At 61.6% G+C, this 26642-nt stretch carries 26 protein-coding genes and 1 pseudogene; 18 read left to right on the forward strand and 9 right to left on the reverse strand.

Annotated elements, in window-relative coordinates:
• Window positions 1-85: 85 nt before the first annotated feature.
• Complete coding sequence (locus tag EEB12_RS15440) at window positions 86-457, reverse strand: hypothetical protein (RefSeq protein WP_141488063.1); 372 nt, start codon at window positions 455-457, stop codon at window positions 86-88.
• A 234-nt stretch (window positions 458-691) separates the two neighbouring features.
• Here EEB12_RS15440 and EEB12_RS15445 point away from each other — a divergent pair, with 234 nt between their 5' ends.
• On the forward strand, window positions 692-2362 hold the full coding sequence (locus EEB12_RS15445) for a HEPN domain-containing protein (protein WP_141488064.1): 1671 nt from the start codon (window positions 692-694) through the stop codon (window positions 2360-2362).
• A 664-nt stretch (window positions 2363-3026) separates the two neighbouring features.
• Here EEB12_RS15445 and EEB12_RS15455 read toward each other — a convergent pair.
• Together EEB12_RS15455 and EEB12_RS15460 are read right to left on the reverse strand one after the other, a co-directional pair.
• A complete protein-coding gene (locus EEB12_RS15455; RefSeq protein ID WP_141488065.1) occupies window positions 3027-3212 on the reverse strand; it encodes a hypothetical protein in 186 nt (61 codons plus the stop codon).
• Window positions 3209-3424: an antitoxin VbhA family protein gene (locus EEB12_RS15460; RefSeq protein ID WP_141488066.1), complete on the reverse strand. Its 216-nt coding sequence runs from the start codon at window positions 3422-3424 to the stop codon at window positions 3209-3211. Before EEB12_RS15460 ends, EEB12_RS15455 begins: the two co-directional genes overlap by 4 nt.
• A gap of 231 nt (window positions 3425-3655) precedes the next feature.
• Here EEB12_RS15460 and EEB12_RS15465 point away from each other — a divergent pair, with 231 nt between their 5' ends.
• The gene (locus EEB12_RS15465) at window positions 3656-4876 is read left to right on the forward strand and encodes a hypothetical protein (protein WP_141488067.1); all 1221 of its coding nucleotides are present in this window, start codon (window positions 3656-3658) and stop codon (window positions 4874-4876) included.
• Window positions 4877-5660: 784 nt separating this feature from the next.
• Here the strand turns inward: EEB12_RS15465 and EEB12_RS30850 are convergent.
• Window positions 5661-6148: pseudogene (locus EEB12_RS30850) on the reverse strand (recombinase family protein).
• A gap of 255 nt (window positions 6149-6403) precedes the next feature.
• Between EEB12_RS30850 and EEB12_RS15480 the strand changes: the two are divergent.
• The 11 genes from EEB12_RS15480 to EEB12_RS15535 all read left to right on the forward strand — a co-directional run bounded on the left by EEB12_RS15480 (window position 6404) and on the right by EEB12_RS15535 (window position 17173).
• The gene (locus EEB12_RS15480) at window positions 6404-6925 is read left to right on the forward strand and encodes a hypothetical protein (protein WP_141488069.1); all 522 of its coding nucleotides are present in this window, start codon (window positions 6404-6406) and stop codon (window positions 6923-6925) included.
• Window positions 6926-7003: 78 nt separating this feature from the next.
• Window positions 7004-7309 carry a hypothetical protein gene (locus EEB12_RS15485; protein ID WP_141488070.1) on the forward strand — a complete coding sequence of 102 codons (306 nt, stop codon included), beginning with the start codon at window positions 7004-7006 and terminating at the stop codon, window positions 7307-7309.
• 689 nt (window positions 7310-7998) lie between these two features.
• Window positions 7999-8181 (forward strand): hypothetical protein, encoded by a 183-nt coding sequence (locus EEB12_RS15495; protein ID WP_141488071.1) that lies wholly within the window; start codon window positions 7999-8001, stop codon window positions 8179-8181.
• Window positions 8181-10769 carry an AAA family ATPase gene (locus EEB12_RS15500; RefSeq protein ID WP_141488072.1) on the forward strand — a complete coding sequence of 863 codons (2589 nt, stop codon included), beginning with the start codon at window positions 8181-8183 and terminating at the stop codon, window positions 10767-10769. The genes EEB12_RS15495 and EEB12_RS15500 overlap by 1 nt, the downstream gene beginning before the upstream one ends.
• 273 nt (window positions 10770-11042) lie before the next feature.
• The gene (locus EEB12_RS30860) at window positions 11043-11891 is read left to right on the forward strand and encodes a recombinase family protein (RefSeq protein ID WP_258537320.1); all 849 of its coding nucleotides are present in this window, start codon (window positions 11043-11045) and stop codon (window positions 11889-11891) included.
• Between the two features lie 295 nt (window positions 11892-12186).
• Window positions 12187-12867: a HEAT repeat domain-containing protein gene (locus EEB12_RS15510; protein ID WP_046379705.1), complete on the forward strand. Its 681-nt coding sequence runs from the start codon at window positions 12187-12189 to the stop codon at window positions 12865-12867.
• Window positions 12868-12932: 65 nt separating this feature from the next.
• Complete coding sequence (locus EEB12_RS15515) at window positions 12933-13307, forward strand: nuclear transport factor 2 family protein (RefSeq protein WP_021332592.1); 375 nt, start codon at window positions 12933-12935, stop codon at window positions 13305-13307.
• Between the two features lies 1 nt (window position 13308).
• Window positions 13309-14265, forward strand: coding sequence for an alpha/beta fold hydrolase (locus EEB12_RS15520; protein ID WP_141488073.1), 957 nt, complete (start codon window positions 13309-13311; stop codon window positions 14263-14265).
• 33 nt (window positions 14266-14298) lie between these two features.
• Window positions 14299-15255 (forward strand): SMP-30/gluconolactonase/LRE family protein, encoded by a 957-nt coding sequence (locus EEB12_RS15525; RefSeq protein ID WP_141488074.1) that lies wholly within the window; start codon window positions 14299-14301, stop codon window positions 15253-15255.
• Between the two features lie 68 nt (window positions 15256-15323).
• Window positions 15324-16382, forward strand: coding sequence for a Dyp-type peroxidase (locus EEB12_RS15530; protein WP_141488075.1), 1059 nt, complete (start codon window positions 15324-15326; stop codon window positions 16380-16382).
• Complete coding sequence (locus EEB12_RS15535) at window positions 16379-17173, forward strand: family 1 encapsulin nanocompartment shell protein (protein ID WP_020909834.1); 795 nt, start codon at window positions 16379-16381, stop codon at window positions 17171-17173. The genes EEB12_RS15530 and EEB12_RS15535 overlap by 4 nt, the downstream gene beginning before the upstream one ends.
• Here EEB12_RS15535 and EEB12_RS15540 read toward each other — a convergent pair.
• The 3 genes from EEB12_RS15540 to EEB12_RS15550 are packed head-to-tail and all read right to left on the reverse strand — an operon-like array spanning window position 17162 to window position 18826.
• The gene (locus tag EEB12_RS15540) at window positions 17162-17488 is read right to left on the reverse strand and encodes a hypothetical protein (RefSeq protein WP_019746170.1); all 327 of its coding nucleotides are present in this window, start codon (window positions 17486-17488) and stop codon (window positions 17162-17164) included. The two genes, EEB12_RS15535 and EEB12_RS15540, sit on opposite strands and share 12 nt — an antisense overlap.
• Window positions 17485-18309, reverse strand: coding sequence for a DUF692 domain-containing protein (locus EEB12_RS15545; protein ID WP_141488076.1), 825 nt, complete (start codon window positions 18307-18309; stop codon window positions 17485-17487). Before EEB12_RS15545 ends, EEB12_RS15540 begins: the two co-directional genes overlap by 4 nt.
• Before the next feature lie 46 nt (window positions 18310-18355).
• Complete coding sequence (locus tag EEB12_RS15550; protein WP_020971454.1) at window positions 18356-18826, reverse strand: Lrp/AsnC family transcriptional regulator; 471 nt, start codon at window positions 18824-18826, stop codon at window positions 18356-18358.
• A gap of 154 nt (window positions 18827-18980) precedes the next feature.
• Between EEB12_RS15550 and pdhA the strand changes: the two genes are divergently transcribed.
• Genes pdhA through EEB12_RS15575 form a run of 5 tightly spaced genes read left to right on the forward strand, consistent with a single transcriptional unit; the run spans window position 18981 to window position 24890 of the window.
• Entirely contained in the window at window positions 18981-20108 is a 1128-nt protein-coding gene (gene pdhA / locus EEB12_RS15555) for a pyruvate dehydrogenase (acetyl-transferring) E1 component subunit alpha (protein WP_097386605.1), read from the forward strand.
• 2 nt (window positions 20109-20110) lie between these two features.
• Entirely contained in the window at window positions 20111-21115 is a 1005-nt protein-coding gene (locus tag EEB12_RS15560; RefSeq protein WP_141488077.1) for an alpha-ketoacid dehydrogenase subunit beta, read from the forward strand.
• Window positions 21112-22335, forward strand: coding sequence for a dihydrolipoamide acetyltransferase family protein (locus tag EEB12_RS15565; protein ID WP_060938770.1), 1224 nt, complete (start codon window positions 21112-21114; stop codon window positions 22333-22335). The genes EEB12_RS15560 and EEB12_RS15565 overlap by 4 nt, the downstream gene beginning before the upstream one ends.
• A 14-nt stretch (window positions 22336-22349) precedes the next feature.
• Window positions 22350-23759, forward strand: coding sequence for a dihydrolipoyl dehydrogenase (gene lpdA / locus EEB12_RS15570; RefSeq protein ID WP_141488682.1), 1410 nt, complete (start codon window positions 22350-22352; stop codon window positions 23757-23759).
• A 24-nt stretch (window positions 23760-23783) separates the two neighbouring features.
• Window positions 23784-24890 (forward strand): Glu/Leu/Phe/Val dehydrogenase family protein, encoded by a 1107-nt coding sequence (locus EEB12_RS15575; protein ID WP_019746163.1) that lies wholly within the window; start codon window positions 23784-23786, stop codon window positions 24888-24890.
• Here the strand turns inward: EEB12_RS15575 and EEB12_RS15580 are convergent.
• Entirely contained in the window at window positions 24819-25727 is a 909-nt protein-coding gene (locus tag EEB12_RS15580) for a TIGR04222 domain-containing membrane protein (RefSeq protein WP_020909825.1), read from the reverse strand. The two genes, EEB12_RS15575 and EEB12_RS15580, sit on opposite strands and share 72 nt — an antisense overlap.
• Window positions 25724-26638, reverse strand: a complete 915-nt coding sequence (locus tag EEB12_RS15585; protein ID WP_020909824.1) for a TIGR04222 domain-containing membrane protein — start codon at window positions 26636-26638, stop codon at window positions 25724-25726. Before EEB12_RS15585 ends, EEB12_RS15580 begins: the two co-directional genes overlap by 4 nt.
• Window positions 26639-26642: the final 4 nt, after the last annotated feature.

Raw genomic sequence — 26642 nt, forward strand, 5'->3', positions numbered from 1 at the left:
GCACTCACTCCTCAGTGTTCCTGCAAACGACGCCGCCCCGACCCTCAAACGATGCGTCGGGACGGCGTGTGTCGTGCAGGATTTGCTAGTCGCGCACTTCAGCGCCTTCGAGCAAGGCGTACAAGGCCTTGAATACCGGCTCAGGCGTTATTCCATAGTCCAGCCGTTCGATGGTCATATCACCCTTATGAAAGTAGGTTTCGATCACAACGATGCCGCCGTTTTCCACAAATACTGGCAGGGAGGAGTGGCCGCCTCGCCGTGGAAATTGATGCGTGTAACCGGCATCCCCTGGTCCAAATGTCTCCATCAGCTCGAAGACCGGATGGAAGCCCTCGTAAAACCGCTCGGGATGCATATCGGTGCGCTCACTGGGCGATAGGGGGCGGCTCGTTGGCGGCCCCAATGCCTCGAAAAGGGCATGCATAGCCGAAAGAATATGACTGTTGTCGACCACGTTCTTGCTCCGAACTCAGGTAGGTGCCTCAGTGACATAGCGTGCACGGCCACGACAATAAGGACTTGGGTCACTCGCTACTCTATCAAGCAAGACCCTCAAAGCGCGAAAGCTCTCATCGAGAACGAAACCGCCCGACCCACACGAAGGTCGGGGGAAGTCACTGTGACCTACCAGCATCAGCCGTCGTCACGCGCGTGACGGCAGAGAATCGGGGCGTGAGACTGTATTGCCATGACGCACCCGTCCGACTTTCCCGACTGGGGACACTTCCTCGAAGCCCAGGGGGTCGACTTTCGTCTGGCCTACTTTGACCTCGCTCGGGCCTATGGAACCGACTTTCTCGACTTCATCTGCGCGTTCGACGGCAAGTGGGGAATAGACCACTCTATTCCCACTGATGCGCAGCGGTCCGTGATTTCGGAAGCCCGTGCACTGATGATCTCGATGCAGGAGATCGCCGACAGTAATGACCGACGGATCACCACTGCCCGGCAGCTTGCTGGATATGTCGCCGGCCTCGGAACGTCGCGGGCCAACGACTGGCACCAGCGCTGCGGCGGCCGGGTGCCGGAAACTACCGATGATGGCACAGTCGAGGCCGCCTTCCGGATTCTTGCACGCGACTTCCTGGGATTTCGTCTCCTAGGAACCACGCACATCGCCGCAGTCCTCGACGCGCACCCCATCGCCGATTCACTCTTCAGCCGATTCACCGATGACGAGCCACTTGGGCGAATGTTCGAGGAGGCCGTCGCATGCTCCACCGCGACTGGGCCCGAAGCACAGATGGACAAGGAAAACCCGCGTTGGGCCGCTCTGTTTCCTCTGTGGTCCGATGGAAACCGCTCTACGCTCAAGTTTCACGACATCCCGGGCGACATCCTCCACAGTGCAGTAGTGACTAAGTATGCAGCCAACGATGCGGTCGAGGCGGTACAGAACTCCACTGTTGCGTTGCTGGAACTGGCTCGCAATCTGTCCGCCGGTGAAACCGTCTCAACGGCCACCTACGTCGGGTTGGCAGGGCTCAGGCTGGAGGACAGCGTCGAGGCAATCGGACTCGAAGGTATCCGACTTCGCCGATCGACGCCTCTCGACCCTGGATGCCTGAATGGGACAACACAGATCTGGATGATTGCGGAGATCGACACCGAACTGCGATACCTTGACAACAAGGTCCAGCCCTTCAACCACCACGACACTCTCGATATCACGTTCGTTGGGCGTTCCGCCGAACATACCGAGATAGTCGAAACACACCGAAGATTTTTAGCGTCCCAACTTGAGCGTCTTCGATTTTCGGTTCTCCTGTCATCGGGTGTCGACGACGCACTCGCATCGAACGCGACGTTCACGATGATCGCGAATCCCATGACCGGGACGGCAGAGCCCTTGCAAACCAACCTGCCTCACAATTCATCGGCACACGAACTCGACGGCAAGATAGCAGATGCGTTGAGCATCTGGTTGCCGAGAGTCATGGCCATGCCTGAGAATCTATCCCTCCCCATGCGAAGGCTGCTGCGAGCCGCCGCGGAACGCGATGACCCTGTCGATTCCTTGGTTGACGCGGTCGTGTGCTGGGAGGGATTGTTCGGAGCGACCCCTGAGATTAGTTTCCAGGTGACCGGTGCGATGTCCGTGCTTCTCGAACCTAGCGACATGGCCAGTCGCGAGGCTCTTTTCAAGGAACTACGCGACATATATAACAGCCGCAGCAAGGTAGTCCACGGCTCAGTCGAGGTTGGTGCGAAGAAGTTCACGCACACCGATGCTGTCAATCAAGCGCAACGAACAGTCGCTCTGGGAATCGCGGCTTTCCGCGCAGTGCTCGAAAGTCCACACCTAACGAGCGAGTCAGAATCCAGATTACGTAGTCGCAGGGTTCTCCTGGGATTCTGACCGGACATGACGTTTCGATCACAATCCACCAGTCGGACAAGTTGACGGTCGTCTGACGCTAACCAAGATCAGCGACATCGTGGTACGTCGACGACACTGTCCACGACAGGAACTGCGGGTACAGACCGCATCACCGATGAACTGACTAGAGATAATTTTCGTTGTGGATGGTGTTGATTTCTCCCCAGTGTTCGGCGAGACCGGTGGGAATTCTTCGCGGTTTCGGCCGCGCAGGCGATCGTGTTTGGCGAGTCGACGAAATTGGAGGTTGGCGGCATCAGGCATGGCCGGGGCTGGGTAGTAGCCGTAGTTCACCATGGGCGCGAGGATCGCCTGGCGGGTAATGGCCGACGGCGGGGCCGCGCTTTTACGCATCTCGCTGGGCGGGCCCGTGCGTTCTTCTCCGGCCCAGTCGTATACGTCCTGAAAGAGTGCTCGGTGGATGGCTTTGAGTTGGTTGTGTCGAATGAACCGCGAATGGGGTCGAGTTGGCTGCGACCAGGCGCACAGACGCGGCGCGCTCTTCGAACAGCCGGAGCTTGTCGGGATCTGTGGTTCCGTAAGGTTCGGTTGCGCTGGTCAGTTTGTTGCGTAGAACAGTTGTTCCGGCGATGTAATAGTCATTCCAGGAACGAAACCGTGGAGTTTTCCGCGGCAAGGGAAGTCAGTACCCCAGTTCGCGGCGAAGCGCGGCGACTTCTCCTTCCTGAGTGCGAGTTCCGGAAGCGACCCGGCGAGCGGCCGCTTCATCGGCCGGGGTGAAAGTTCCGCCGGCCAGGCGAATTCCCGCTGCGGCGAACTTGACGGATTCTTCGATGTCGCGAGAGGCGGATTTGCGTGCTGCGGTCATGGGCGCCCCTTGCGTTCGTTCAATGCTGCGGCGAGGGCAAGTTCGACGGCTTCGTCGCCGGTGATTTCTCCGCGTAGTTGTCGGCGTCCGATGGCGATGTCCGCGGCGGTGGGCTCCATGCCCGCCATGCGGTGACCGGCTGTGGCGGCGGCGATCGCGCGGTCGATCTGGGCTTCCGTCAGGCGTGGTTGCGGGTTGGATGCGGTGCTCATCGGTGCTCCTTCACCGTCGCAGGGGACAGTGCGGTCACACAGAAGGGATCTATTCACTATTTACCTGATCATTGCTATTTTCCTGCGGCATCCGGGCCCCACGGAGGCAGTCGGAACCGGTTCCCTGGCTGTTCTGGCGGAGCTCGTACGGGCGATGTCAGTGGAGCAAGGCAGAATGCCATGAGAAGAACGTGAATATGCATTCGCATGGGCGGGTGGAAGGAGTCGCACGTGGGTGACCTGTCGCCGATCGAGCCGGACGGGCTGGGCATCGAGGACTCGATGGAGCTGATGGTCATCGACGACGAGCTCGGTACCGCGCTTGTCGGTACCGAAGATGCCATTGCGGCCTTTGCGCTCGAGTGGGACACAGCGCTCTCACCTGTCCCGATCGACTCCGGCACAATGTTGCCGAAGATGGCCAGTCAGGCATTCGGGGGCCGCGCGGTCGGAGCCGCATACGCGGTTGGCAAGCGATACCACGAGCTGTTCGCTCGGCCGAAATCCGGGGCAACCGTCACTTATCACAAGATGGTACGTAATCCACAAAGCGGCAAGATCATCTCCAACGCGCGGATCGCGAACCCCGGCGCGATGGTGGCGGGGGTAGGACCGCAGATGGTTGCGATCGCCGCGTTAGAAGCGGCGATCAGCGCCCAGTTCGACCAGGTCCATGAGCACCTGGACGTGATCGAAGACAAGGTGGACGAGCTACTCCGATTGGCCGAGGCTCATCGGATCGGGGACGTGTACGGACAGCACCGTCTCCTCTCGGCCAAAGTGCGGGACCTGGCGTCGGGGCATGCATTGACCAACACAGATTGGTCATCGATCGCCTCGCTGGGGGCAGATTTGGAAGTCGGGATTGAGAGACTTCGGGTCCATGCCGTCAAACAGTTGGAAACGCTGGACGGACGCGCTGGCCCAGGCAAGCGATCCGAGCAACTTGAGCAGCTGTTGAACAAAAACAGACTCGGAGAGACCCTGCAACTGCTGGTCGTAGCCCAGAAATCACTGTTTCAGTGGCACAAGCTCAGGCTGGAACAGGTGCGAAACACTGAGCCGCAGCACGTGGACCAAACCATCACCAGCGCGCGCACAACCCTCCGCGAGCAGCATGAGGCCGACGTACAGGTAGTTGCGCGGATGCGAGAGGTCTTGGAAATTAATGCCGTGCTGCGCCTGAGCGAAGCGCATCACAAGATTGCCGCCCGCGGTCTTGGCCGGCACCGCGACGCGTTGCGCGAAATTCTGGATCAGTTCATCCAGGCTCGGAACCTGCAGATTACGCAGTGGGACAGCCCTGAACACGCGCGGATCGCCGATGTATTCGTCGCGGCAAAGGACCGGACGTCTGAAGTATTGACGTCCGGGCGACGGCAGTTGGCACGAGGTGCCGCCAACGTCGCCGCGTGGGCCGAGCCCGAACCCAAGGAACCCAAGGACTCCTGACAGCGACTATGCGAAACGTACGGGGAAGAGCTCAGCTCCTCGATCTAGCTACGTAGGAGTTCCGTGCGGCGGGTCCGCCGGGACAGTCTCATCGCAGGCCCATGAACGTCCCGCTCGATGTTCAGGCACGTACTTCCAGCCCAGTTGGCCATCGACCGACGAACATCGATCGTCGCCGGAATCGGAGTCGCGCTGCTCTTCGGAGCACAACCTGCCGTTGCTTGTCGCGATCGACGTGGTATTAACGGGGCCCTTACGAGATCCTGTCAGGCCGGCCCGTTGTTCAGTAGCGCGTTCGGCACGGCCGCCGAGGCAGCTCGGTGGAGTAGCCAGACTTGGTGTTTCACAAGCCGTTTCCGCTGGCCCGGGCGATCCCTAAGGCGCCTTCGAAGGGGCACGGAACCGGAGCCGTCCCGCGGAGTAGCGGTGTGTCCCGCCGGAAGCGTAGAGATTTCCCCTCGACGATATATCGGCCACCCCAGACCCCAGCCGCTTCCCACCTCTCAAGCGCACCGCTCCTGTGCGCAGCGCCTGCACCGTAACGCGCCACTATCAGGCGCGATGAACGAAGTAAGCCAGGGAAGGAAATATGCATGATCGGACCCCTACCTGATTTTCCCGAAGAAGTTCTGTTCTGGTACGCATTCTTGCTGCCACTGGCCGCCTGGTGGAATCCACTCTGAGGAGACGAAACATCGATCGGATACCTACCTGACCTGTTTGTCATGCCTCCCGTCTGGGGGTGGACCAGCACAGCCTGGAACGCATTTGCCACATGGTGGAATCAGTTCTGACTTCGCTTAATCACCATCAACTCCGGCGAATTATCGACGTCGAACATTTTATGAATCAAACCATCCGTTGGTTTGCACTGTGATACCAAGGGACAGTAGTGCGGGGAACATTCAACATCGCCGCGATCTGCGCGACCGTCTTCTCCCCCCGCGTCGTAGAGCTGCTGGGCGAGTGCGATTTGATCATCGTCGAGCTTCGACGGACGGCCGCCCCATCTGCCGCGCACCCGCGCAACGGCCAAGCCGTCCCGAGTGTTGGCCACGATCAATTCACGTTGGAGTTCCGCAAGGACGGACAGCATTCCGAACATCGCTCGCCCTTCCGCTGTGGCGGTGTCGATGCTCTGCTCGAGACCTTCAATCCGATCCCGCGCTCGCGTAACTCGGCGCCGAGAGTGATCAGATGTAACGCCGATCGTCCCAACCGATCCAGTCGGGTGATCACCAACGTGTCATCGCTACATAGTCGGGTCAGCACCGCATCAAGTTGCGGACGTGAGGCTTTCGCGCCGCCCGCGTGACCGGTGTGAATGTTGGGCGTCGATCCCCACCCGCGTCAGGGCGTCGATCTGGTGGGCGGGGTTCTGATCTGCGCTCGACACCCTTGCGTAACCGAACGGCATCTGTCGGGCACTGCACTATTTACAGTTTTCCGACAGATATGCCACGAGCGAGGTCGAGTACATGTCGAAGGCGTTGCAGGCCACAACCGAAAATTGAGCCCGTCAATGACGTGTACGGCGTCGGCGAGTCGGTCACCGCGACCTACAGCCTGGATCAGGCGGCAGTATCGGGCGATCGACTGAGGATGTACGACCTGTTTCTGACGCTCGTTCAATGCCAAGTCGGGATGAATATGGCCAACCGGAGTGCAACGCAGGCGCCTGATGCGCTCGACATCATTCAGATCACCGCCAGCGGGAAGCGGCTGACCAGCATCGAGAGCCTGCTCGGCTACCGCGAACCGATTGCGCTCACCCCGGGTGCAACGTCGGTGTCGGTGCGCATAACACTGAACAACGCCGCACTGAAAAGTGCAGCTCTGACCAAATTCCAGCCCGGCCCGCTCTACGCTGACGAAGATCGCTTCGACATCAACGGTAACGATGTCTTCGACGGCACCGAAGCCTACGCGGCCTACGAACATGTACTGTCGGGCCGCTGCGGTGGGCTCGATGCCTCCGGACCGGGAACGAACTGGTTCGCCGGCATCGTCAACGACAACAACGAAGTGGTGCAGAGCTGGCAGGACTGACCGCCACTGCGACTACGGCTGCTCCCCAACGGATCCCCCGACGCAACCCCTGGATACGCCCGGGGACAGGCGCTGCGATTGAACATCACAGGGCTTGTGGACGGTCGCGGCTACACCATCTATTTCGAATCCGATCCCGTCCTTCTCACCGCCGTCACCGCTGCCAACTCCGGCACCGTTACGACGGACGTCACTATTCCCGGCGACGCCGAACCTGGCCGGCACCATATCGTGGTCCGCGAGAGCGACGGCAGTGAGGCCGCACGTTTGGCCGTCGATGTGAACGCGGATGCATCGCTCGGTCCGATCGTCAACATCCCGATCGAAGGCGACGAAACGACAACCGAACCTCCATCCGCGGGCAGCGCAGGCTTTGGTAGCTAAAGCCGCTGAAAGGACCTCAGCTGCAATCTATTTAACCGAGGAATCAGCGATCAACCGCCGGTGCACCCACGACACAACGAAAACGTAGACGCACAAGCAGTGCGCCGAACACGTGCCTTGTCGGTGATCTGGGGGGACACCGACGAGGCCGAGCGCCACCGGGTTTGGGCAGGCTTGTTTCTTGCGAGCGAAGTGCTTGCGCTACTTAGTGATGGCATCGATCGCCACGGGGATAAGTCCACCCAGGAGAATCATGAGGATTGCCCAGTTCCACGCCGACGCGTTTTCGACAGCCCAATTGACTGCGGAAGGTGAAACAATCAGGGGGAACATGATAGTGGCGACTGTAGCTGCTCATTCGCTGGACGACCTCATTGTCGAGTAACCGCACGAACCTCGACATCTTACGCCCCCAAGCTATCTCAGCTCGACATCATCCAAGTGCAGAGAAGTCAAGCATGTGCGTACGGCGTGCGCCGATCCCCCGTCGACGGGTTGACGTGACCACGGAGAGAGCGTCGCAGATTCCGGCTCAATAGTTTTTCCCGAACCCTCGTTTGTCGGTGAGTTTCGCGCCGCGCCAGCGATCACGGCTGAGCGCCTTCCTGCGGCTTTGAGTGTGCGTTTTGACCATCGGCGAAGTGTACTGGCCACGGCGCAATTAACAGACCTCACGGTAGGGTTGTTGGATGCGTGTTATCCCGGCCTGGATCGAGCTGTTGGGGCGTCATGCTGCGTCGGCGAGGCAGGGCAATGTCATGCATCGATCTCACAGTGACTTCCACGCACCGCTGATCGGATCCTTGGGACCGTCGGAGGGCCGACTGATCGGACGAAATCGCGACTATGCACCGCAAGATGGGGAGGCCTAATGGCCAGGCCAGCTGAAGCCGAAGTCGATGAGCCGACCGAGCTGATTGACCCACGGGCGCAACTCGCCGAATGGGCGAACAACAATGACGAATGGGTGCGCTTGCTAGTCGCCGAAGTGATCGCTACCGGACGCCCGGTCGGAACCTCGGTGGTCGAGAAGGCTTACCTGCTATTCCGGCAGGAGAAGACGCTCGACAAGCGCGAGCTTCCGAGCGTTCCGCCGCTCAAGGTTGAGGCTCGCCAGGACGAACTGGCTCCGCCCCTGTCGCTGACACGGCTCTCCGAAGTGCGTGGTGTCAACGCGCTGATGGCGGGCGTAGTGATCGAGCCCCATGAGGGATTGACAATCCTCTACGGCGAGAACGGCACCGGCAAGACGGGCTACTCGCGCATATTCAAGGCTCTGGCCAACAGTCGAACCGCCGACACGATTTTAGGCAACATCGATACCGACTCCTCGGAAGCGCAGTCCGCCGAGCTCGAATTCAAACTAGGCGAAGACGACCAAACTCTGACCTGGGCGGGCGAGTTGGGCGTGTCGCCGTTCACGCGCATGTCGATCTTCGACAGCCCTGCTGTGCGTACCCACGTCGACGAAGACCTCGACTACGTCTACACGCCGGCCTCGTTGGCGCTGTTCAACGACGTCACGACCGCAATTCAGGCGGTAACCGCGCAGATCGACGTGGCTATCTCCGAGCTCGGTACGAGTGGATTGGGGCTGTTTTCCAGGTTCGAGCGTGGGTCGACAATCTACCCTCTGATCGAGACCCTTGGTGCTTCAACCGATCTCGCCGACCTCAAGACCAAAGCCAAGAGCGGTAATGAAGTCGATCAACAGCTCGATGCCCTGACCCAAGGTGTTGCGGCCCTGCGCGCCAACACGATGGGTGCCCAGATCGCTGGCCTCAAGAGCGAGCAGCGAGTTCTGTCGGAGGCCGTGACCACAGCCAAAGCCCTGCATGGCTTCGAACAGGCCAAGTACAACGAGGCACTGGCGAAGCGCGCTCAGCTCACGGTCGACTACGAGACTTTCCGCCGTGAACTTTTCGCGGCTGCGGATCTGCCTGCTGATCCCGACGACACGTGGAACGACTTCATCAACGCGGGCGAGACCTACCGCCAGCATCTCGTCGAGGTTCAGGCACACGATGCAGACCGCTGCCTTTACTGCCGCCAGCCACTACTCGATCCGGCGCGTGATCTGCTCACACGCTACTCGACGTACCTGGAGGACAAGATTTCGGCGGATCTCGGCGCCACCGAAACAACGCTCCATGGCTACAAGCGGGACGCCGCCGCGCTCCAAGGCAACGAGATGACAACGTTCATCCAGCAGTACGAGGACGCCGATCCAAGCGAGCGCCCGACATACTTCATTCAAATTGAAGCGATCGAAGCGGCACGGAGCACTGTCGCCACAGCAGTCGCCGCAGGCCAGTCGATCAGCATCCAGATTGACGACCTCGTGGCCGAACCCCGCGCCGACGTCGACACAGCGCTCACTTCCGTGGGCAACAGCATCTCGGAACTCGAAGCCCTGCAAGCGGGCCGAACCGAGGCATTAAACGAAAAGCAGGCTGAACTGCTCGAACTCAAAGACGCTGTCGAACTGGGTACGTCCTGGTCGCAGATTGAGACACAGGTCAAGAACGCCAAGGAGGCCGATCGACTCAAGACACTCAAACGCCCACTGCCGGGCCTCGGCCGATCCGTGACCGAGCTAGCCAAGACCGCCAGCGGCCAACTCATCAATCAGAGCTTCGATGCACTGTTCCTTGAGGAGTGCGAAGCGCTCCGCGCACCCTCGCTCAAGGTTCAATTCCTCGGCCGAGATGGTAAGGCGCATCGCCGCAAGGTGCTCAGTGGCAAGCACAAGCCGTCCAAGGTGCTGTCCGAGGGCGAGCAGAAAGTGCTGGCGCTCGCAGACTTCCTCGCCGAGGCACGTCTCGCGGGCATCACGGCACCAGTTGTATTCGACGATCCAGTCTCAAGCCTCGATCATCGACGGATTAAAGAAGTTGCCCAGCGTATTGCTCGTCTGGCCGACAAAAACCAGGTCATCGTCTTTACTCATGACATTCTGTTCGCCACGACGCTCCTCGCACTGTTCGAGAAGTCCAAGCGATGCGCATACTTCCAGATCACCGACGAGATCGGCAAAGGCAAAGTGTTTCGTGCCACCGGACCGCGCATTGACACCTTGAACGCGATCAAGAAGAGGATCAACAGCACCATTCAGGCTGCCAACCAGTTGGATGGTGAAGCGCGAGATGCGCTGGTGCACACTGGGTACAGCCATCTTCGTTCCTGGTGTGAGGTCTTCACGGAGGAGGAGTTACTCAAGGGAGTGACTCGGCGATATCAGGCCAATGTTCAGATGACAACACTCGGCAGCATCAACATCGACAAGCTCGGACAAATCATCCCCAAGGTCAGCGAAGTGTTCGAAGAAGCCTGCCGGTACATCGACGCTCACTCCCAAGCGCTCATCACTCAGGGTGTCAGCCCGACTCTTGCAGGATTAGAGCAGCGATGGGTCGAGCTCCAGGAGCTGAAACAACTGAACGAAGGAAAAATCTCGTAATTGACCGCTGTTCATGCGCGGCGGCAGCCCGCCTCTCTCCGAACTGAGCTAGTCAAGCGAAAGCGGCTGAACAGCTTCCTGCGGGTCTGGGTGTGCGTTTTGACCATCGTTCATACCGGACGATCGCAAACACACTCCTGCGTGCGATTCACCCGGGGAAATTTCGGCGCGTTCCGTCCATTTCTACTGTCCGTTGAAAGAATCCTGTATGGCATCGTTTCTAGCGGACGATTCGTGTGCAGGACGTTGTGAGCGGCAACAATCGGGAGTGCAATGAAGGTCGGCTACGCACGGGTCAGTACGGCGGCTCGTGATTCGTCGATTCAGGTCGAGCTTCTCGCCAAGGAGGGAGTCGATCGAGACAGCGTCTGCGCCGATCACGGAATCAGTGGCCGACAGACTCAGCGGCCCGAACTCGACAACGCGATCAACGCTGCCCGCGAAGGCGCCGTCTTCTGCATGACCAAACTCGACCGACTCTGCCGATCAGCGAAGGGCCTTCACGAAACGGTGGGGCGACGGGCGGATAAGGGTGTTGCGCTGTCGATCGACGGGAAGATCTACGACCCCACCGATCCGATGGGCAAGATGTTCATCGGCGTCCTCGGATTGATGGCCGAATTCGAGTCAGACCCGATCCAGTCGAGAACGCGGGATGCTGCGGCTGCGGCTGCCGGAAAGATGAAGGGTCGTCAGCACAAGCTCACGCCGGAAGAGCGCGCGTACCTGTTGCAGACTTACGCGACTGGACAGTTCAATCGAAACACTCTGCAGAAACGCGGTCTCTCGAATTCCATTGTGGTTTTCGCATTCTGGCATGAAATGCGGTCAACCGAGTGTGCCGTGCAGGTGCGCTGCGACGAGGTCCTCGATGCGGGACGTGATGTCGATGTGCAGTGCAGCGGCGCCGTGAGCGGCTCCGATGGTGCTCGCCACAGGGTCCAGGCGAGTCGGCGCACAGTGGGAGTGTCATTGAATTCGGCTGAGGTGATGGCATTTTCGGCGATGCCAATGATGGCTGGGTTTTGCGCGCTCAGCGCTTCCGCGTATCCGGTCCTTGGCGTTACTCATGCCGCATCCTCGGTTCCGATTTCCAAAAGCTCGTCTACTGCATCGGTGTAGGCGGTGTTCGCTGCGTTGTCGATCGGGAGGCTGAATTCCCGAGCGAACTGCTCGCGCCGGCCGACTGTCGCTTTGAGGATGTGATCGCCTGGCTCAGTGATCATTTCGCGGAACACTTCGTTGGAACCGGCGTTTCGGTGCGATCGCTGCCGTTTTCCTGCCGCGAAACATCGTCCAGATCGGCGCAGAAGACGGTGTGCAGCAGGAGACGTCCCTTCTCCCGGCTCACTGATCGGAAATGCTGCGCGTGTAGATCCGGGCTGACAGGATTGGGTGTACTGACGAAAGGACTCCCATGACGTTCGCGGATCTGGACGGCGATGAGCTGTGGAGTTATCTGCAGGAGCGTTCAGGATTGCCCGGCCCGCGCGCGAACCTCGCGCTCATGCTCGAGTTCGCGCGCGGCGCCGATGACGACGACATCCTGCAGGCGGTGGAGTCCGAAGACGAATACATCCGCTGCTGTGGGATCGTCGGGCTCGGATTCATCCTTGTTCGTTCACGCGACGAGGCTGTTCTGGACAGTCTGACGGAGGCGACCACCAGTGCTTCGTGGCGTGCACGTGAAGCTGCCGCGATGGCCGTTCAAGCGATAGGCGACACGGATCCGGAATTGTTCCGGGCGATCATCGAGCAGTGGGCACGCTCCACCCATCCATTGACGCTGCGCGCAGCGGCTGCCGGGATCTGCGAGCCACGGTTGCTGAAGGACAGGACCAACGCTGCGCTGGCCGTCCAGGTGTGCCGAGACGCTACCGAGTGGATCGTCTCGCAACCAGCTGATGCCCGTCGTGACGCCGACACACGTACTCTCCGGCAGGCGCTCGGATACTGCTGGAGCGTCGCGGTCGCGGCTGATCCGGAGAATGCCCTGCCGGCATTCGTCTCCCTGGAGGCGTCGGACGACGCCGATGTCGTCTGGATCGTCCGGGAGAACCGGAAGAAGGCTCGCCTGCGCAAGGTGCTCGAAACCTGACCCGTGGACCAGAGACGTAGGTTATCCTCAGAATTAGAACCTGTTCTAACTACGAGGGGTAGACCATGGCACCGTCCGCAGAGGTAATCCGCAAGACCGTCGACGCCTACATCGAGACAGTTGCCACGGGCACTGCCGCCCAGGTTGTGGCCCTGTATGCCGAGGGTGCAACCGTTGAAGACCCGGTTGGTACCGACGTGCGCACCACCCGCGAGTCCATTCTCGAGTTCTACTCCGTGATCGAGAATTTCGACCAGGAAGCTCACCTTCAGACCCTCCGCATCGCCGGAAACGAAGCGGCATTCCACTTCTCGCTGATCACCAAGCTCGGCGAGCAGACCCTGACCATCGCACCCATCGACGTCATGACCTTCGACGACGAGGGAAAGATCCTGTCGATGCGTGCATTCTGGAACCAGGAAGACATGATCACCGCCTGACATGACGGTCAAGACGATCGATGTCGACGGATTCCGTTGGCAGATTGACGATTCCGGTTCGGGGACAGCTGTGGTTATGTGTCACGGCTTTCCCGGCCTCGGGTACAGCTATCGGCATCAGTCGGCAGCGTTGACGGAAGCGGGTTTTCGGGCGATCGCACTCGACATGCCCGGTTACGGCGGCACTACCCGCCCCGAAGCGGTCGAGGACTACACCAACGATGCCGTCGCGAACCGGCTGATCGATCTACTCGACGCTCTCGGAATCGACAAAGCGGTGTTCGTCGGCCACGATTTCGGCGCGCCGGTCGCGTGGACCACCGCTCTGCGCCATCCCGATCGTGTTGCGGGGCTTGTCTCGTTGGCGGTCCCCTATGCGCCCGACCGGTTTCCCGCAAAACCCTCGACCATCTACGCCGCGATGGCGCGCAAACATTTTCTGCACATTCACTATTTCCAGGAACCGGGTGTCGCGGAGCGCGAACTCGACGCCCGTCCAGGTGAGTTTCTTCAGCGGCTTTTCCATGCCCTCTCCGGGGCTTACCGGTACCTCGACGTCTGGAAGAACCCGGCCGAAGGAAACGGCTACCTCGACGTACTGCCCGAGGCGCCTGCATTGCCGTGGTCGTGGCTCACCGAGGACGATCTGGATGTTTATGTAAAGGCCTTTACTGCAACAGGTTTCACAGGCGGCTTGAACTGGTACCGAGCGTACGACGCCAATTGGGAACGCAGTGCGGATTTGGACGGCGCGCACGTGAACGTCCCGACGCTCTTCGTCGCGGGCGCCGAGGATCCGGTCATCGCGATGAGCGGCCCCAAGGCATTGGACCGCATGAAGGACACCGTCCCCGACCTGCGGGGTGTGCACCTTCTCGGCGGCGCGGGGCACTGCGTACAGCAGGAACGTGCTACCGAGGTCAATGAACTTTTGATCTCTTTCCTTCGGTCGCTCTAGGCGAAATCGGGCCGAAGGTCTAGCGTTGCGCAGATGCGCACCAGGATCTTCGATCGCGGTATTCGGGTAGGTATCACCGGTGCTCTTGTTGCCGGTTCGCTTCTGGCTCTGGGTGTGTCCGGTGCCGCGGCCGCGCCGCCCTGCCCTGGCTCGTCCCCCGCAATCCTCAGCGCCCAGATTCCGGGCGCGGCCCTCGAGGGTGTCACCGTGGACGGGCAGGGTCGCCTGTACACGACAGACCTGGTGAGTGGTCGAATCTTCCGCGTCGACGCGCCTGGTCAGGCCGCAGTTCCGATCGCGACGGTTCCCGGCGGTGCGGGCGCACTCGCGTGGAGCCCGGACGGTTCACTGCTGGTGGGAACCGGAGCAAACGCCAGCGTGCTGATTGGCGATCTGACGCGTGCTGCGTCGGTCGCGCGGGTGGACGTAAACTCGGGTGCCGTGACGCCGATCGCCGGTGGTCTGAGCGCTGCAAACGGCCTCGCCGTCGCGCACGACGGAACGATCTATGCCACCAACGATTTCGGTTCGTTGATCGGTAAGGTCAGTCCAGGCGGTGCCGTCGACCCGGCGTGGGCGACCTTCCCGAGTGCAAACGGCGCAGCCCTGAGCGCCGATAATCGCTGGCTCTACGTCTCGCGCACGTTCGCAAACCCGGGTGTCAGCCGCATCTCCGTCGACAATCCAGGGTATTCGGAATCGTTGGTCGATCTCGGCGGTCTCGAAACCTTCTCTGCCCCAGATGGTTTGACCCTGGACTCGCGAGATCGCGCAATCGTTCCCACGGACATCAGTGGTGAGGTGTGGCGGATCGACGGACCCGGCCAGTACTGCTCGCTCACCAGCGGACTGCAGGCGTCGAGTGTGTTGACCTACGGGCGTGGCACTTCCGGATTCGCGGCCGGGCATCTCTACCGCGCTGGGTTCGACGGAAAGATCTTCGAGATTCCGGCTGGCTTCGATGCGGGTGCCCAGGCCGCGACACCGTAACGCGACACCTTCACTCGTCTTACCCACTACTGATGCCGGGACTGCCGGAATCGTCCATACTGGTCTGCATGGCGGAAACGAGTGAGATCGACGAGGCCGAAGTGGCCCTTCCCGCGATACCGCAGCCGTTGCTGACCCCGCTCACCGAAGCTGCGATCTTCCTGGTTTTCACCATCGACGAGGGTGGTGAGCAGGCAGTTCACGACGTTCTGGCCGATATTTCCGGACTGCAACGCTCGATCGGATTCCGGGTTCCCGCCGGTGGCTTGGCCGCCGTCGTCGGCATCGGTTCGGATGCGTGGGACCGTCTGTTCGAGGGTCCACGGCCGGCAGAATTGCATCCTTTTGTCGAGTTGACCGGTGACAAACACCACGCTCCCCGCACACCTGGCGATCTGTTGTTCCACATCCGGGCCCGTCAAATGGACCTGTGCTTCGAGTTCGCCACGGTCGTGACCAACAGGTTGGCCGGCGCCGCGTCGGTGATCGACGAGGTCCACGGGTTCAAGTACTTCGAACAACGCGACCTCATGGGTTTTGTCGACGGCACCGAGAACCCGTCCGGGCAGGCCGCCTACGTCGCGGTCACCGTCGGTGACGAGGATCCGGACTTCGCGGGCAGCAGTTACGTCATCGTCCAGAAGTACCTCCACGACATGTCGGAGTGGAACTCCCTGCCCGTCGAGGAGCAGGAGAACGTCATCGGACGCTCCAAGCTCGAAGATCTCGAGATGGACGACGACACCAAGCCGGCCAACTCCCACACCGCACTCACCGTCATCGAAGACGAATCCGGTGAGCAGATCCAGATTCTGCGCGACAACATGCCGTTCGGCCACGTCGGCTCCGCTGAGATGGGTACCTATTTCATCGGTTACTCGGCGTCGCCGACGGTCACCGAGCAGATGCTCACCAACATGTTCATCGGGAATCCCGTCGGCAATCACGACCGCATTCTCGATTTCTCCACCGCCGTCACCGGAATCAATTTCTTCGTTCCGACGGCGGACTTTCTCGACGATCCCCCGGACTTGCCGACCAGGCTCGTTCCCGAAGCGACGTTCACAGCGCCCATCTCTGACGGTTCTCTCGGAATCGGCAGCCTCAAAAGGAGTGCCCAGCAATGACAAACCTGCACCGCGACCTAGCACCCATTTCGGCAGCAGCCTGGGCCGAGATCGAAGAAGAGGCGAGCCGTACCTTCAAGCGCCACGTCGCCGGTCGTCGTGTGGTGGACGTGGAGGGCCCGTCAGGTGACGATCTTGCGGCCATCCCGCTCGGACATCAGGTGCCGATCAATCCCTTGGCCGACGGCGTCATCGCACACGCTCGTCAGTCGCAGCCGGTCATCGAACTGCGGGTCCCGTTCACCGTCAGCCGTCAGGCCATCGACGACGTCGAACGCGGCGCCAAGGACTCCGACTGGCAGCCGGTCAAGGATGCCGCCAAGCAGATCGCGTTCGCCGAGGACCGCGCCATCTTCGAGGGATACCCCGCAGCCAGCATTACCGGCGTGCGGGCGAGCGGTTCCAACCCGGAATTGAAGCTCCCCATCGACGCCAAGGACTACCCGGAAGCCATCAGCCAGGCGATCACGTCGCTGCGCCTGGCCGGTGTCAACGGACCGTACTCATTGCTCCTGAACGCTGACGCGTTCACCGCGATCAACGAGACCTCCGATCACGGCTACCCCATCCGCGAGCACCTGCGACGCGTTCTCGACGGCGAGATCATCTGGGCCCCGGCCATCGACGGCGCTTTCCTGCTGTCGACGCGTGGTGGTGACTACGAACTGCATCTGGGCCAGGACCTGTCCATCGGTTACCTCTCGCACGATGCGAACTCCGTCGAGCTGTACTTCCAGGAATCGATGACGTTCCTCATGTACACCAGCGAAGCCGTTGTCTCACTTGCGTAAGAGCCTTCGAAACCTCTGATGCCAGGGCGAGCGAGGCAGTTCGCCGATGTCCTGGAGGTGGGCGACAAAAGCCTGGGCGTCCGCGTGCGAAGACGTCTTCGGCCGTCCGTCGGCCCACGCTGTGAACAACCGAAGATAGCGATCGCCGAGAGTGTGGCGCACGACCGGAAGGTGGTGCGCCACTTCTCCTGCGCGCTTTCGGAGCAGTGCCGTCGAGACAACGGCAGCATCGTCTTTGTCGAAGCCTTCGGGTAGTTCGCCACCCGCCACCAGAGCGCGAATAAGCGCTTCTTGACGCTCACCGAGCGTGCTCATGTGCGTGACCAATCGGTGCCCGCGGTGATGCGATCCAGACCCGCTGCGTCGGCGATGGCATCGAGCTCGTCGAGCAATTCCAGTGCCGGCGGATAGTTTCCGTCGCGCTCGAGCATGATCGCGGGATGGTGACCGGCGGCGGTGAACTGCGCAAGGAGTTCCAGCACGGCTTCGGGCACAGGATCGGTATGCGTGTCGTGGTATTTGCGGTCGCTGATGCTGCCACCGGCGATGTGGCAGTATGCGATTCGCTCGAGTGGTAGCCGGCTCAGCTCGGCCCAGGGATCACGCCCTCGGTTGAGGGCATTGGCATAGACGTTCGCGATGTCGAGAACCAGCAGAGCCCCGGTGCGGTCGACGATCTCCGAGAGAAACTCCCCTTCGGTCAACTCGTCGTCGGGCCAGTCGAAAAGGGCGGCAACGTTTTCGACGGCAAACGGCACCGGTAGACCGTCCTGAGTCCGGGTGATGTTGCGTACCAAGGCGTCGACGGCTTCGTAGGTGCGTGGTAGTGGGAGCAGGTGCCCGGCCTCGATGCCGCCCGCCCGCACGAATGCGATGTGCTCGCTCGCCAAGGGGGCGTCCAGTAGCTGGGCTGTATGCGCAAGGTGATCGACCCGAGCCTGATCTACCGCCTCGGCCCCGCCAAGGGAGAGCGAGATTCCGTGCGGGATCACCGGAACTCCCAGCGAACCGAGGTGCGGCGGTATCTCGGTTCCGATGGATTCGGCAATGACTTCGCAGAATGCCAGGCCGTCTAGCTGCGCGATGATTCCGGATACCTCGGGACGCCAACCGATTCCCAGGCCGTACAGGGTCATTCGAGTCACCTCCCATGTGCAACTGCTAACGGCGACTATAGACGGATCAGCCGGGCAACCAGTTGGGTCCCGGACCGTTGCCTTCTTCGAAGATCAGCCACGTTTTGGTCGAGAGAACCCCGTCGAGTCCCTGGAGTTCTTCGAGAACGGTGTGGCGTAGTTCCTGGTTGTCCGGGGCTCGAACCAGCACCAGAACGTCGAAGTCGCCGCCGAGGAGGGAGAAGTGCTCGACAAACGGCAGTGCCTTCAACGACGCAGCCAGACCTCGCCACGAGTGCTGCCTGATCGAGAGCGCCACGTACGCCGAGGAGCCGAGTCCGGCCTTCTCATGGGCGATCCGCGTCGTGAATCCGGTGATGATTCCGGCGTCCTCGAGCCTTTCGATGCGGACGTAGGCGTGAGCGCGAGATATGTGCGCCTTCTCGGCCAGTGCACGCATGGAGATGCGACTGTCTGCGACCAGTTCGGCGATGATGCGGCGGTCGATCGCATCGAGAGCGTGCGGTTCGGTGGCCATCTGTCCATTCCTGCTTCGGTAGTCGAGTCGGTTGATGGACATATCGCTGCCCGAATCCTCATGATAGGCCGTTTGTCTTGAATCTTCGACGCCTTCTGCCATTACGTCGCCGAAGTGCGAATACTGATGGACACAACGTCTTCTGGAGGTAGAAGTGACTCTTGTCGAGCCCTTGGGGGAACTGCGGTATCAAAAGTTCCTGCCGGCCGATTCCGCGGTGCAGTACCTCGACCCTGCTGGAGAACTGACGCGCAGCGAGGCCCGCTACGCAAAACCGAGCGACGATCGCCTGATCGAGATGTATCGAAAGATGTTCCTGGGCAGACGTTTCGACCAGCAGGCGACGGCGCTGACCAAACAGGGGCGCTTGGCCGTGTATCCGTCCTCGCGAGGGCAGGAGGCATGCCAGATCGCGGCAGCGATGAGTCTGGAGCCGAGTGACTGGCTCTTCCCCACCTATCGGGATTCGATGGCGTTGGCTGCTCGGGGTGTCGATCCGGTGCAGATTCTGAGCATGCTTGCCGGCGACTGGCACTGCGGGTACGACCCGGTAGCGCTGCGCAGTGCGCCGCAGTGCACCCCGCTGGCAACGCAATTGCTGCATGCAGCGGGGGTGGCCTACGGGGAGTCCCGACGGGGCCTGAACACCGTCGCGCTGGCGCTCTGCGGCGACGGGGCCACCAGTGAGGGTGATTTCCACGAAGCGCTGAACTTCGCCGCCGTCTTCAAGGCGCCGGTCGTCTTTCTGGTGCAGAACAACGGATTTGCGATCAGCGTGCCGTTGTCACGTCAAAGCGCAGCACCGACGTTAGCGCACAAGGGTGTCGGCTACGGGATCGGCAGCGAGCAGGTCGACGGCAACGATCCTGTTGCGATGATGGCCGTCATGGACGAGGCGGCGCGCTTCGTCCGCAGCGGAAACGGGCCGGTGATCGTCGAGGCACACACCTATCGCATCGACGCACACACCAACGCCGACGACGCCACCCGCTACCGCGACAGCGCCGAGGTGGAAAGCTGGCTAGGGCGAGACCCGTTGCCGCGTCTCGAAAAGTATCTGCGCGCACACGATCTGATCGACGACGCGTTCGTGGAATCACTGACCGCAGAGGCAGAAACCGAGGCCGCCACACTTCGCGCCGGCATGAACGTCGACCGCCCGCACGATCCGCTCGATCTGTTCCGGTACGTCTTCGCCGAGCAGACACCGCAATTGCGTGAGCAACAAGCCCAACTCGAAACCGAACTTGCCGCCGAAGCCGCTGACACAGGGGGACACTGACCATGCCCATGCTCACGATGGCTCAGGCCCTCAACACCGCGCTACGGGACTCTCTGGCTGCGGATGACAACGTTGTCGTCTTCGGTGAGGACGTCGGCACCCTGGGCGGCGTTTTCCGCGTCACCGACGGCCTCACCCGCGACTTCGGCGACGACCGATGCTTCGACACTCCCCTCGCCGAGTCCGGCATCATCGGATTCGCAATCGGCATGGCCATGGCTGGTTTTCGTACGGTCGTGGAAATGCAGTTCGACGCGTTTGCCTATCCGGCATTCGAGCAGATCGCCTCCCACGTCGCAAAGATCCGCAACCGTACCAAGGGTGCACTGTCGATTCCGATAGTCATCCGTGTTCCTTTTGCCGGCGGTATCGGCGGGGTGGAGCATCACTGTGATTCCAGCGAGGGCTACTACGCACACACGCCCGGCCTGAAGGTCGTGGCGCCATCCACGGTGGAAGATGCGTACTCACTGCTACGTTCGGCGATCGAGGACCCCGACCCGGTGATCTTCCTCGAACCCAAGAAGCTGTACTTCTCGCGAGCCGATGTCGAACTGACCGCACGGGAGCCGATCGGGCGCGCCGTCGTCCGGCGCCCCGGTCGTGACGCGACGCTCATTGCCTACGGTCCGTCCGTGGAGGTTGCACTGAAGTCCGCCGAGGCTGCTGCGGCCGAGGGCCGCGACATCGAGGTGATCGACATCCGGTCGATAGTGCCGTTCGACGACGAGACGGTCACCGCGTCGGTGCGAAAGACCGGACGCTGCATCGTCATCCAGGAAGCGCAGGGCTTTGCCGGTGTTGGTGCGGAAATTGCTGCTCGCGTGCAGGAGCGATGCTTCCACCATCTCCACGCTCCGGTGCTCAGGGTCAGCGGATTCGACATCCCCTACCCCGCGCCGAAGCTCGAGCGTCACCACCTGCCCAGCGTCGACCGGGTCCTGGACGCCGTCGACCGTCTGCAGTGGAACGACGCCCCGGACACCCGTTGGGCGGTGACGGCATGAGCAATCAGGTATTCATGCTCCCCGACCTGGGTGAAGGTCTGGCCGAGGCCGATATTGCGGAGTGGCACGTCAAGGTTGGCGACGTGGTCACCATCGATCAGATCGTCGTCGAGGTCGAGACCGCGAAAGCTGCTGTGGACGTGCCTATCCCGTTCGCCGGGACCGTCGTCGAATTACATGGCAAGGACGGCGACACCTTGAAGGTGGGCACGCCGTTGATCACTGTGAGTGGTGGCGAGAGTGTCGACGCGGTCGTTTCGGCCAACCACGAGCGTTACCGTGAAGAGGAACGCGCGGGTTCGGGCAATGTCCTGATCGGCTACGGCACCAGCGAGGATGCACCGAGACGCCGACGTCGGACTCCTTCGGCGGTACGCGTGATCTCACCAATCGTTCGTAAACTGGCCTTTGACAACGATATCGACCTCTCCTTGCTCTCCGGATCCGGTGCCGGCGGGGTGATAACGCGCGCTGACGTCGAGGCCGGGTCGAACACCGGCCCGGAGACGGAAACGTCGCACGTGAGCGACCAACGCATCCCGATCAAGGGGCTTCGCAAGGTGGTGGCCGACAAGCTGTCCACCAGCCGCCGTGAGATCCCTGACGCGACAACCTGGGTCGACGTCGACGCCACCGAACTGTTGGCGGCGCGAGCCGAGATCAACAAGTCACTGCCCGATTCCGACAAGATCAGCCTGATGGCGCTCCTGGCTCGGCTGACCATCGCGGCGTTGGCGCAGTACCCCGAACTGAACTCGTCGGTCGATACTGCTCGAGGCGAGATCGTTCGACACGCCCGCATCCACCTGGGAATTGCCGCACAGACACCGAAGGGATTGATGGTACCGGTCATTCGAAATGCGGACGCCCTGAGCACCGTCGAACTCGCACAAGCACTTCGGGTGACCACCGACCTTGCGCGCGACGGCAAACTCGAACCCGCCCGCCTGACCGGCGGCACGTTCACGCTCAACAACTACGGGGTATTCGGGGTTGACGGATCGACTCCGATCATCAATCACCCCGAGGCGGCAATTCTGGGGATCGGGCGCATCATCGACAAGCCGTGGGTGGTGAACGGCGAGTTGACCGTCCGTAAGGTCACTCAGATCTCGTTGAGCTTCGACCACCGCGTCTGTGACGGAGGCGAAGCCGGTGGATTCCTGAGGCTGTTCGGTGACTACATCGAGAACCCGATCCGCGTCCTGGGAAGGCTCTGATGACCAAGCCTCCGATGACCAAGCCTCCGATGACCAAGGCTCCGATGACAACTGCAGAACAGCACATTGATGTCGTGATCCTCGGTGGAGGATCGGGCGGCTATGCCTGCGCCATCCGCGCCGCCCAACTCGGATTGTCGGTCACGCTGATCGAGGCGGACAAGGTCGGCGGAACGTGCCTGCACCGCGGATGCATCCCGACCAAGGCGCTGCTGCATTCCGCCGAGGTCGCCGACTCGGCACGCACCAGTGAGCAATTCGGAGTCCGAGCATCTTTTGACGGCATCGACATCGCGCAGGTGCACGACTACAAAAACGGGACAGTCGAGCGGCTGTACAGCGGTCTGCAAGGTTTGTTGGCGCAACACAAGATCACTATCGTCAACGGATACGGAACGTACGTCGGTGGGCGAAGCATCGACGTCGACGGAACCCGCTATACCGGAACATCACTCGTACTGGCCACCGGATCGTATCCGCGGGAACTGCCCGGCATCGAACTCGGCCGCCGGATCCTCACCAGTGACCAGGCGCTCGAACTCGACCGGGTGCCCACCAGCGCGACAGTGCTCGGTGGCGGTGTCATCGGCGTCGAGTTCGCGAGCCTCTGGCGCTCGTTCGGCGCCGAAGTCACGATCGTCGAGGCACTCCCGCGACTGATCGCCGCGGAGGACCCGTGGTCGTCGAAGCAGCTGGAGCGGGCTTACCGGAAACGCGGAATCGTCTGTAAGACAGACACAAAGATCGTTTCCGCGAAAGAAGCAGCCGATTCGGTCCGCGTCGAACTAGGCGACGGAACGATATCCGATACCGAACTACTGTTGGTCGCCGTCGGCCGCGGACCCCGCACGGGCGGTAACGGTTTCGAAGAAAACGGAATCAGCCTCGACAAGGGTTTTGTCGTTACCGACGAACGCCTCCGTACGTCCGTGGACGGTGTGTACGCGGTCGGCGACATCGTGCCCGGTCTTGCGTTGGCGCACCGAGGTTTCCAACAAGGGATCTTTGTGGCTGAACAGATCGCCGGGAAGGATCCGATACCGGTCGCCGAACACTTGATTCCTCGCGTGACGTACTCACATCCCGAAGTTGCATCAGTCGGACTCGGCGAAGAGGCGGCGCGCAAGCAGTACGGTGACGTCTCCACCGTCGTCTACGACCTGTCGGGTAACGGCAAGAGTCAGATCCTGCGAACCACCGGGGGAATCAAAGTGATTCGCAGCGGAACCAGAGGTCCCGTCGTCGGCGTCCACCTGGTAGGCGACCGGGTTGGTGAACTGATCGGTGAGGCGCAGTTGGCCGTCGCCTGGGAAGCACTTCCCGATGAAGTGGGGCGTTTCATCCACGCGCACCCCAGCCAGAACGAGGCGTTGGGCGAGGCCATGCTCGCACTCGCGGGAACACCACTGCACGCGCACAGCTGAACCATGACCAGAAGAGGATCTGCAATGAGCATCGACGACGAACTGCGCTGGGACGGTGAACTGACCGTCACCCGACATGATCGGGAGACCGGCACGACCTTTGTGATCCGAATCGACTCCACCCGTCTGGGACCGGCGTCGGGTGGCACGCGGGCGGCGCATTACCCCTCGATCGGTCACGCGCTGGCGGACGCCGGGAAGTTGGCCGGCGCAATGACTTTGAAGATGGCGGTCTCCGACCTGCCGATGGGTGGCGGGAAGTCGGTGATAGCACTGCCCGCACCGCGCAATCGGATCGACTCGGCGACTTGGTCTCGTATCCTCGACATTCACGCGGAGAACATCGACAAGCTCGAGGGAAACTACTGGACCGGTCCTGACGTCAACACCAACTCTTCCGACATGGATCAGCTCAGTCGCACCACCAAGTACGTCTTCGGGCGTTCGGTCGACAATGGTGGCGCCGGTTCCAGCGCGCACGCCACGGCTCTGGGCGTGTTCGAAGCGATGAAGGCCACGGCGCGTCGTCGTGGACTCGGAACACTCGACGGCCGAAAGGTGCTGGTTCAGGGGCTCGGCGCCGTCGGCGGAGATGTTGTGCGTCTCGCGGCGCAGGCTGGGGCACGCCTGCTTGTTGCCGATACGGACCCGCAGCGCCTCGAGGCGGCTTCTCTTGCGGGGCACACGATCGTTCCTGCGGACGAGGTACTTCGAACGTCGTGTGACCTCTTTGCTCCCTGTGCGATGGGAGGCATCATCGATTCCGCTGCTGCTGCGTCGATTCCGACTCTGGCCGTGGCGGGCGCAGCAAACAACATCTTGACCGATGCCGCTGCGGGCGAGGTTCTGCGGAGCCGCGGGGTTCTCTGTGCCCCTGATTTCGTCGCGAACGCAGGCGGAGCCTTTCACCTGGTGGGGCGAGAAGTCCTGGGGTGGAACGAAGACGATGTCGTCGAACGAACCCGAGGGATCGGTCGAACTCTGGACGAGGTGTATTCGTTGAGCGAGGAACGTGGCATCACTACCGAGGCCGCAGCGCTTCTGCTCGCCCGGACGCGGCTATCCCCCGCATCCACCACCGCCGCCGCCACATCCGCCACCCCCGCTGCAGCTGCCGCCTCCCCCGTCTGAACCGCCACCGTCCGAACCCCCGCTACTTCCGCTGCCGTCGGCACCGATTCCGGCGGCGGAGGCCAAGGCGGGATTGATCATCAGCATCGCCGAACCGGCGAAGAGAGCGGCGGACATCCCCGCCAAGCGTGGGCCGTAGGCGGAGAAGGCAGGCTTGTTGCGCGGGGACAGGTAGGCGTGTGCCGTGGTCAGTTCCGAACGTGCCGCACTGCCCGAGGTGGTGCGATCGAAGTTGAGCCCGAGCAGCGGGATGCTGAACCCGGTGACGAGTACGGCGAGAATCAGAAACTCGACGGGCTTGTCGTTGTGCAGTCCGAAAGCAACGCGGACGATACCCACGGCCACCAGGATCTTCAACGGAACTGTGGAGAGAAAGATTGAACGCCTGGTGCTGTCGGAGGTCAGGTATCCCCGGTCCGCCAAAGAGTTTCGTAGGCGAGCTGTTTCCACCGTCATGCGCTCGGCGAGTTGCCGCCGACGATGGGGTAGAGCCTGCTGGGCCAGGCGCTGGTACACGGTGAGGGTGTACCAGTCCAGGGTTTCGTCGCCAGGGCCCAACGGGCGCAGGACAGCGCCGTCGGTGGTGATCAGATCAGCGCTACGCAGGATTGCCAACGATGCTGCGATGGCGCGTGACTCGCCGGTGAGCATTCCGACTTCCGGAGGCGTCAGTTGCTCGGCGGAATACCCGTGCTCGGTTGAGTACCCGTGCCGGCGTGCCCGGATCATCAGACGCCACCCCAGAGTGAGAACCATGAGCGTGGCCGATACGGCTATGTAGCCGTAGAGGAAATCCTCGCTGGGGATCCCCCACGTGTCGGCTGCATGCGTGCTCATCCCCCACACCCCCCGCCGCCGCAACTGCTACCGCTGCCGCCACCGCCGTCCGAGCCGGACGATCCGGATGAGGAGCCACAACTGTAGTAGCTCGAACCCCCGCCGCCCGGGCTGTACGCGGCGCCCGCAGCCACTGCTCCCGCCAGCGCGGGATCGATCAGAACCAGAGCTCCCGAACCGAAGAGCGCCGCCGAGAGCCCGGCGAGCGAGGGACCGTAGCTCGTGTACGCGGGCCGCAGTTTCGGTGAGAGGTACGAGTTTTCGTGCTTGAGGCGTCGAAGCTCGCTGTCGCCCAAAGCTGTCCGACGACGCTTGATGCGGAGAAGTGGAATCATCAGCGCGAGAACGATGATGGTGAGGAGCAGAAACCCGACCGGCTTACCGCCGGCGATGCCGGCGACGAGACGGACTACGCCGAGACCAATTACCGCCAGGATCGGAACGGTCCGAAAGGCAGCAGTCAGCCCGTCCTGCGGGCGTTGCAAGTATCCCTCGTCGATCAGCGTCGTACGTAGTTGTGCGAGTGCGACGTTCAGCCGTCCCATCAGACGCACCTGCCGCAGCGGGACCTTTCCGTTGCCGAGCCGCTTGTGCACGGTACGGGTGAACCAGTCGAGACGACTCTTGTCCTCCGCAGTGAGTGCCAGCTTGGTCTTTCCTTCGGTGCTGATCAGTTCGGCGCTGCGCAGAATAGCCATCGACGCCAGCACCGCTTGGTAGTCACTGGTCAAGGCACCGATCTCGGGAGGAGTGAGCGGCCGACGGACCGAGTCGACGACCACGGGCGACCGGCGCGCAGTCATTCGGCTGTACAGCGAGAGTCCGATCGCGACGGCAGCCGCCACCAGGTACCACTGAAGGAAAGTCTGGCTGGGGATCCCCCACGTGTCGGCTGAGTAGTAGTTGTTCACCGCA

The organism is Rhodococcus sp. WS1, from assembly GCF_003797745.1.
In the GTDB taxonomy this organism is placed as follows: domain Bacteria; phylum Actinomycetota; class Actinomycetes; order Mycobacteriales; family Mycobacteriaceae; genus Rhodococcus_F; species Rhodococcus_F erythropolis.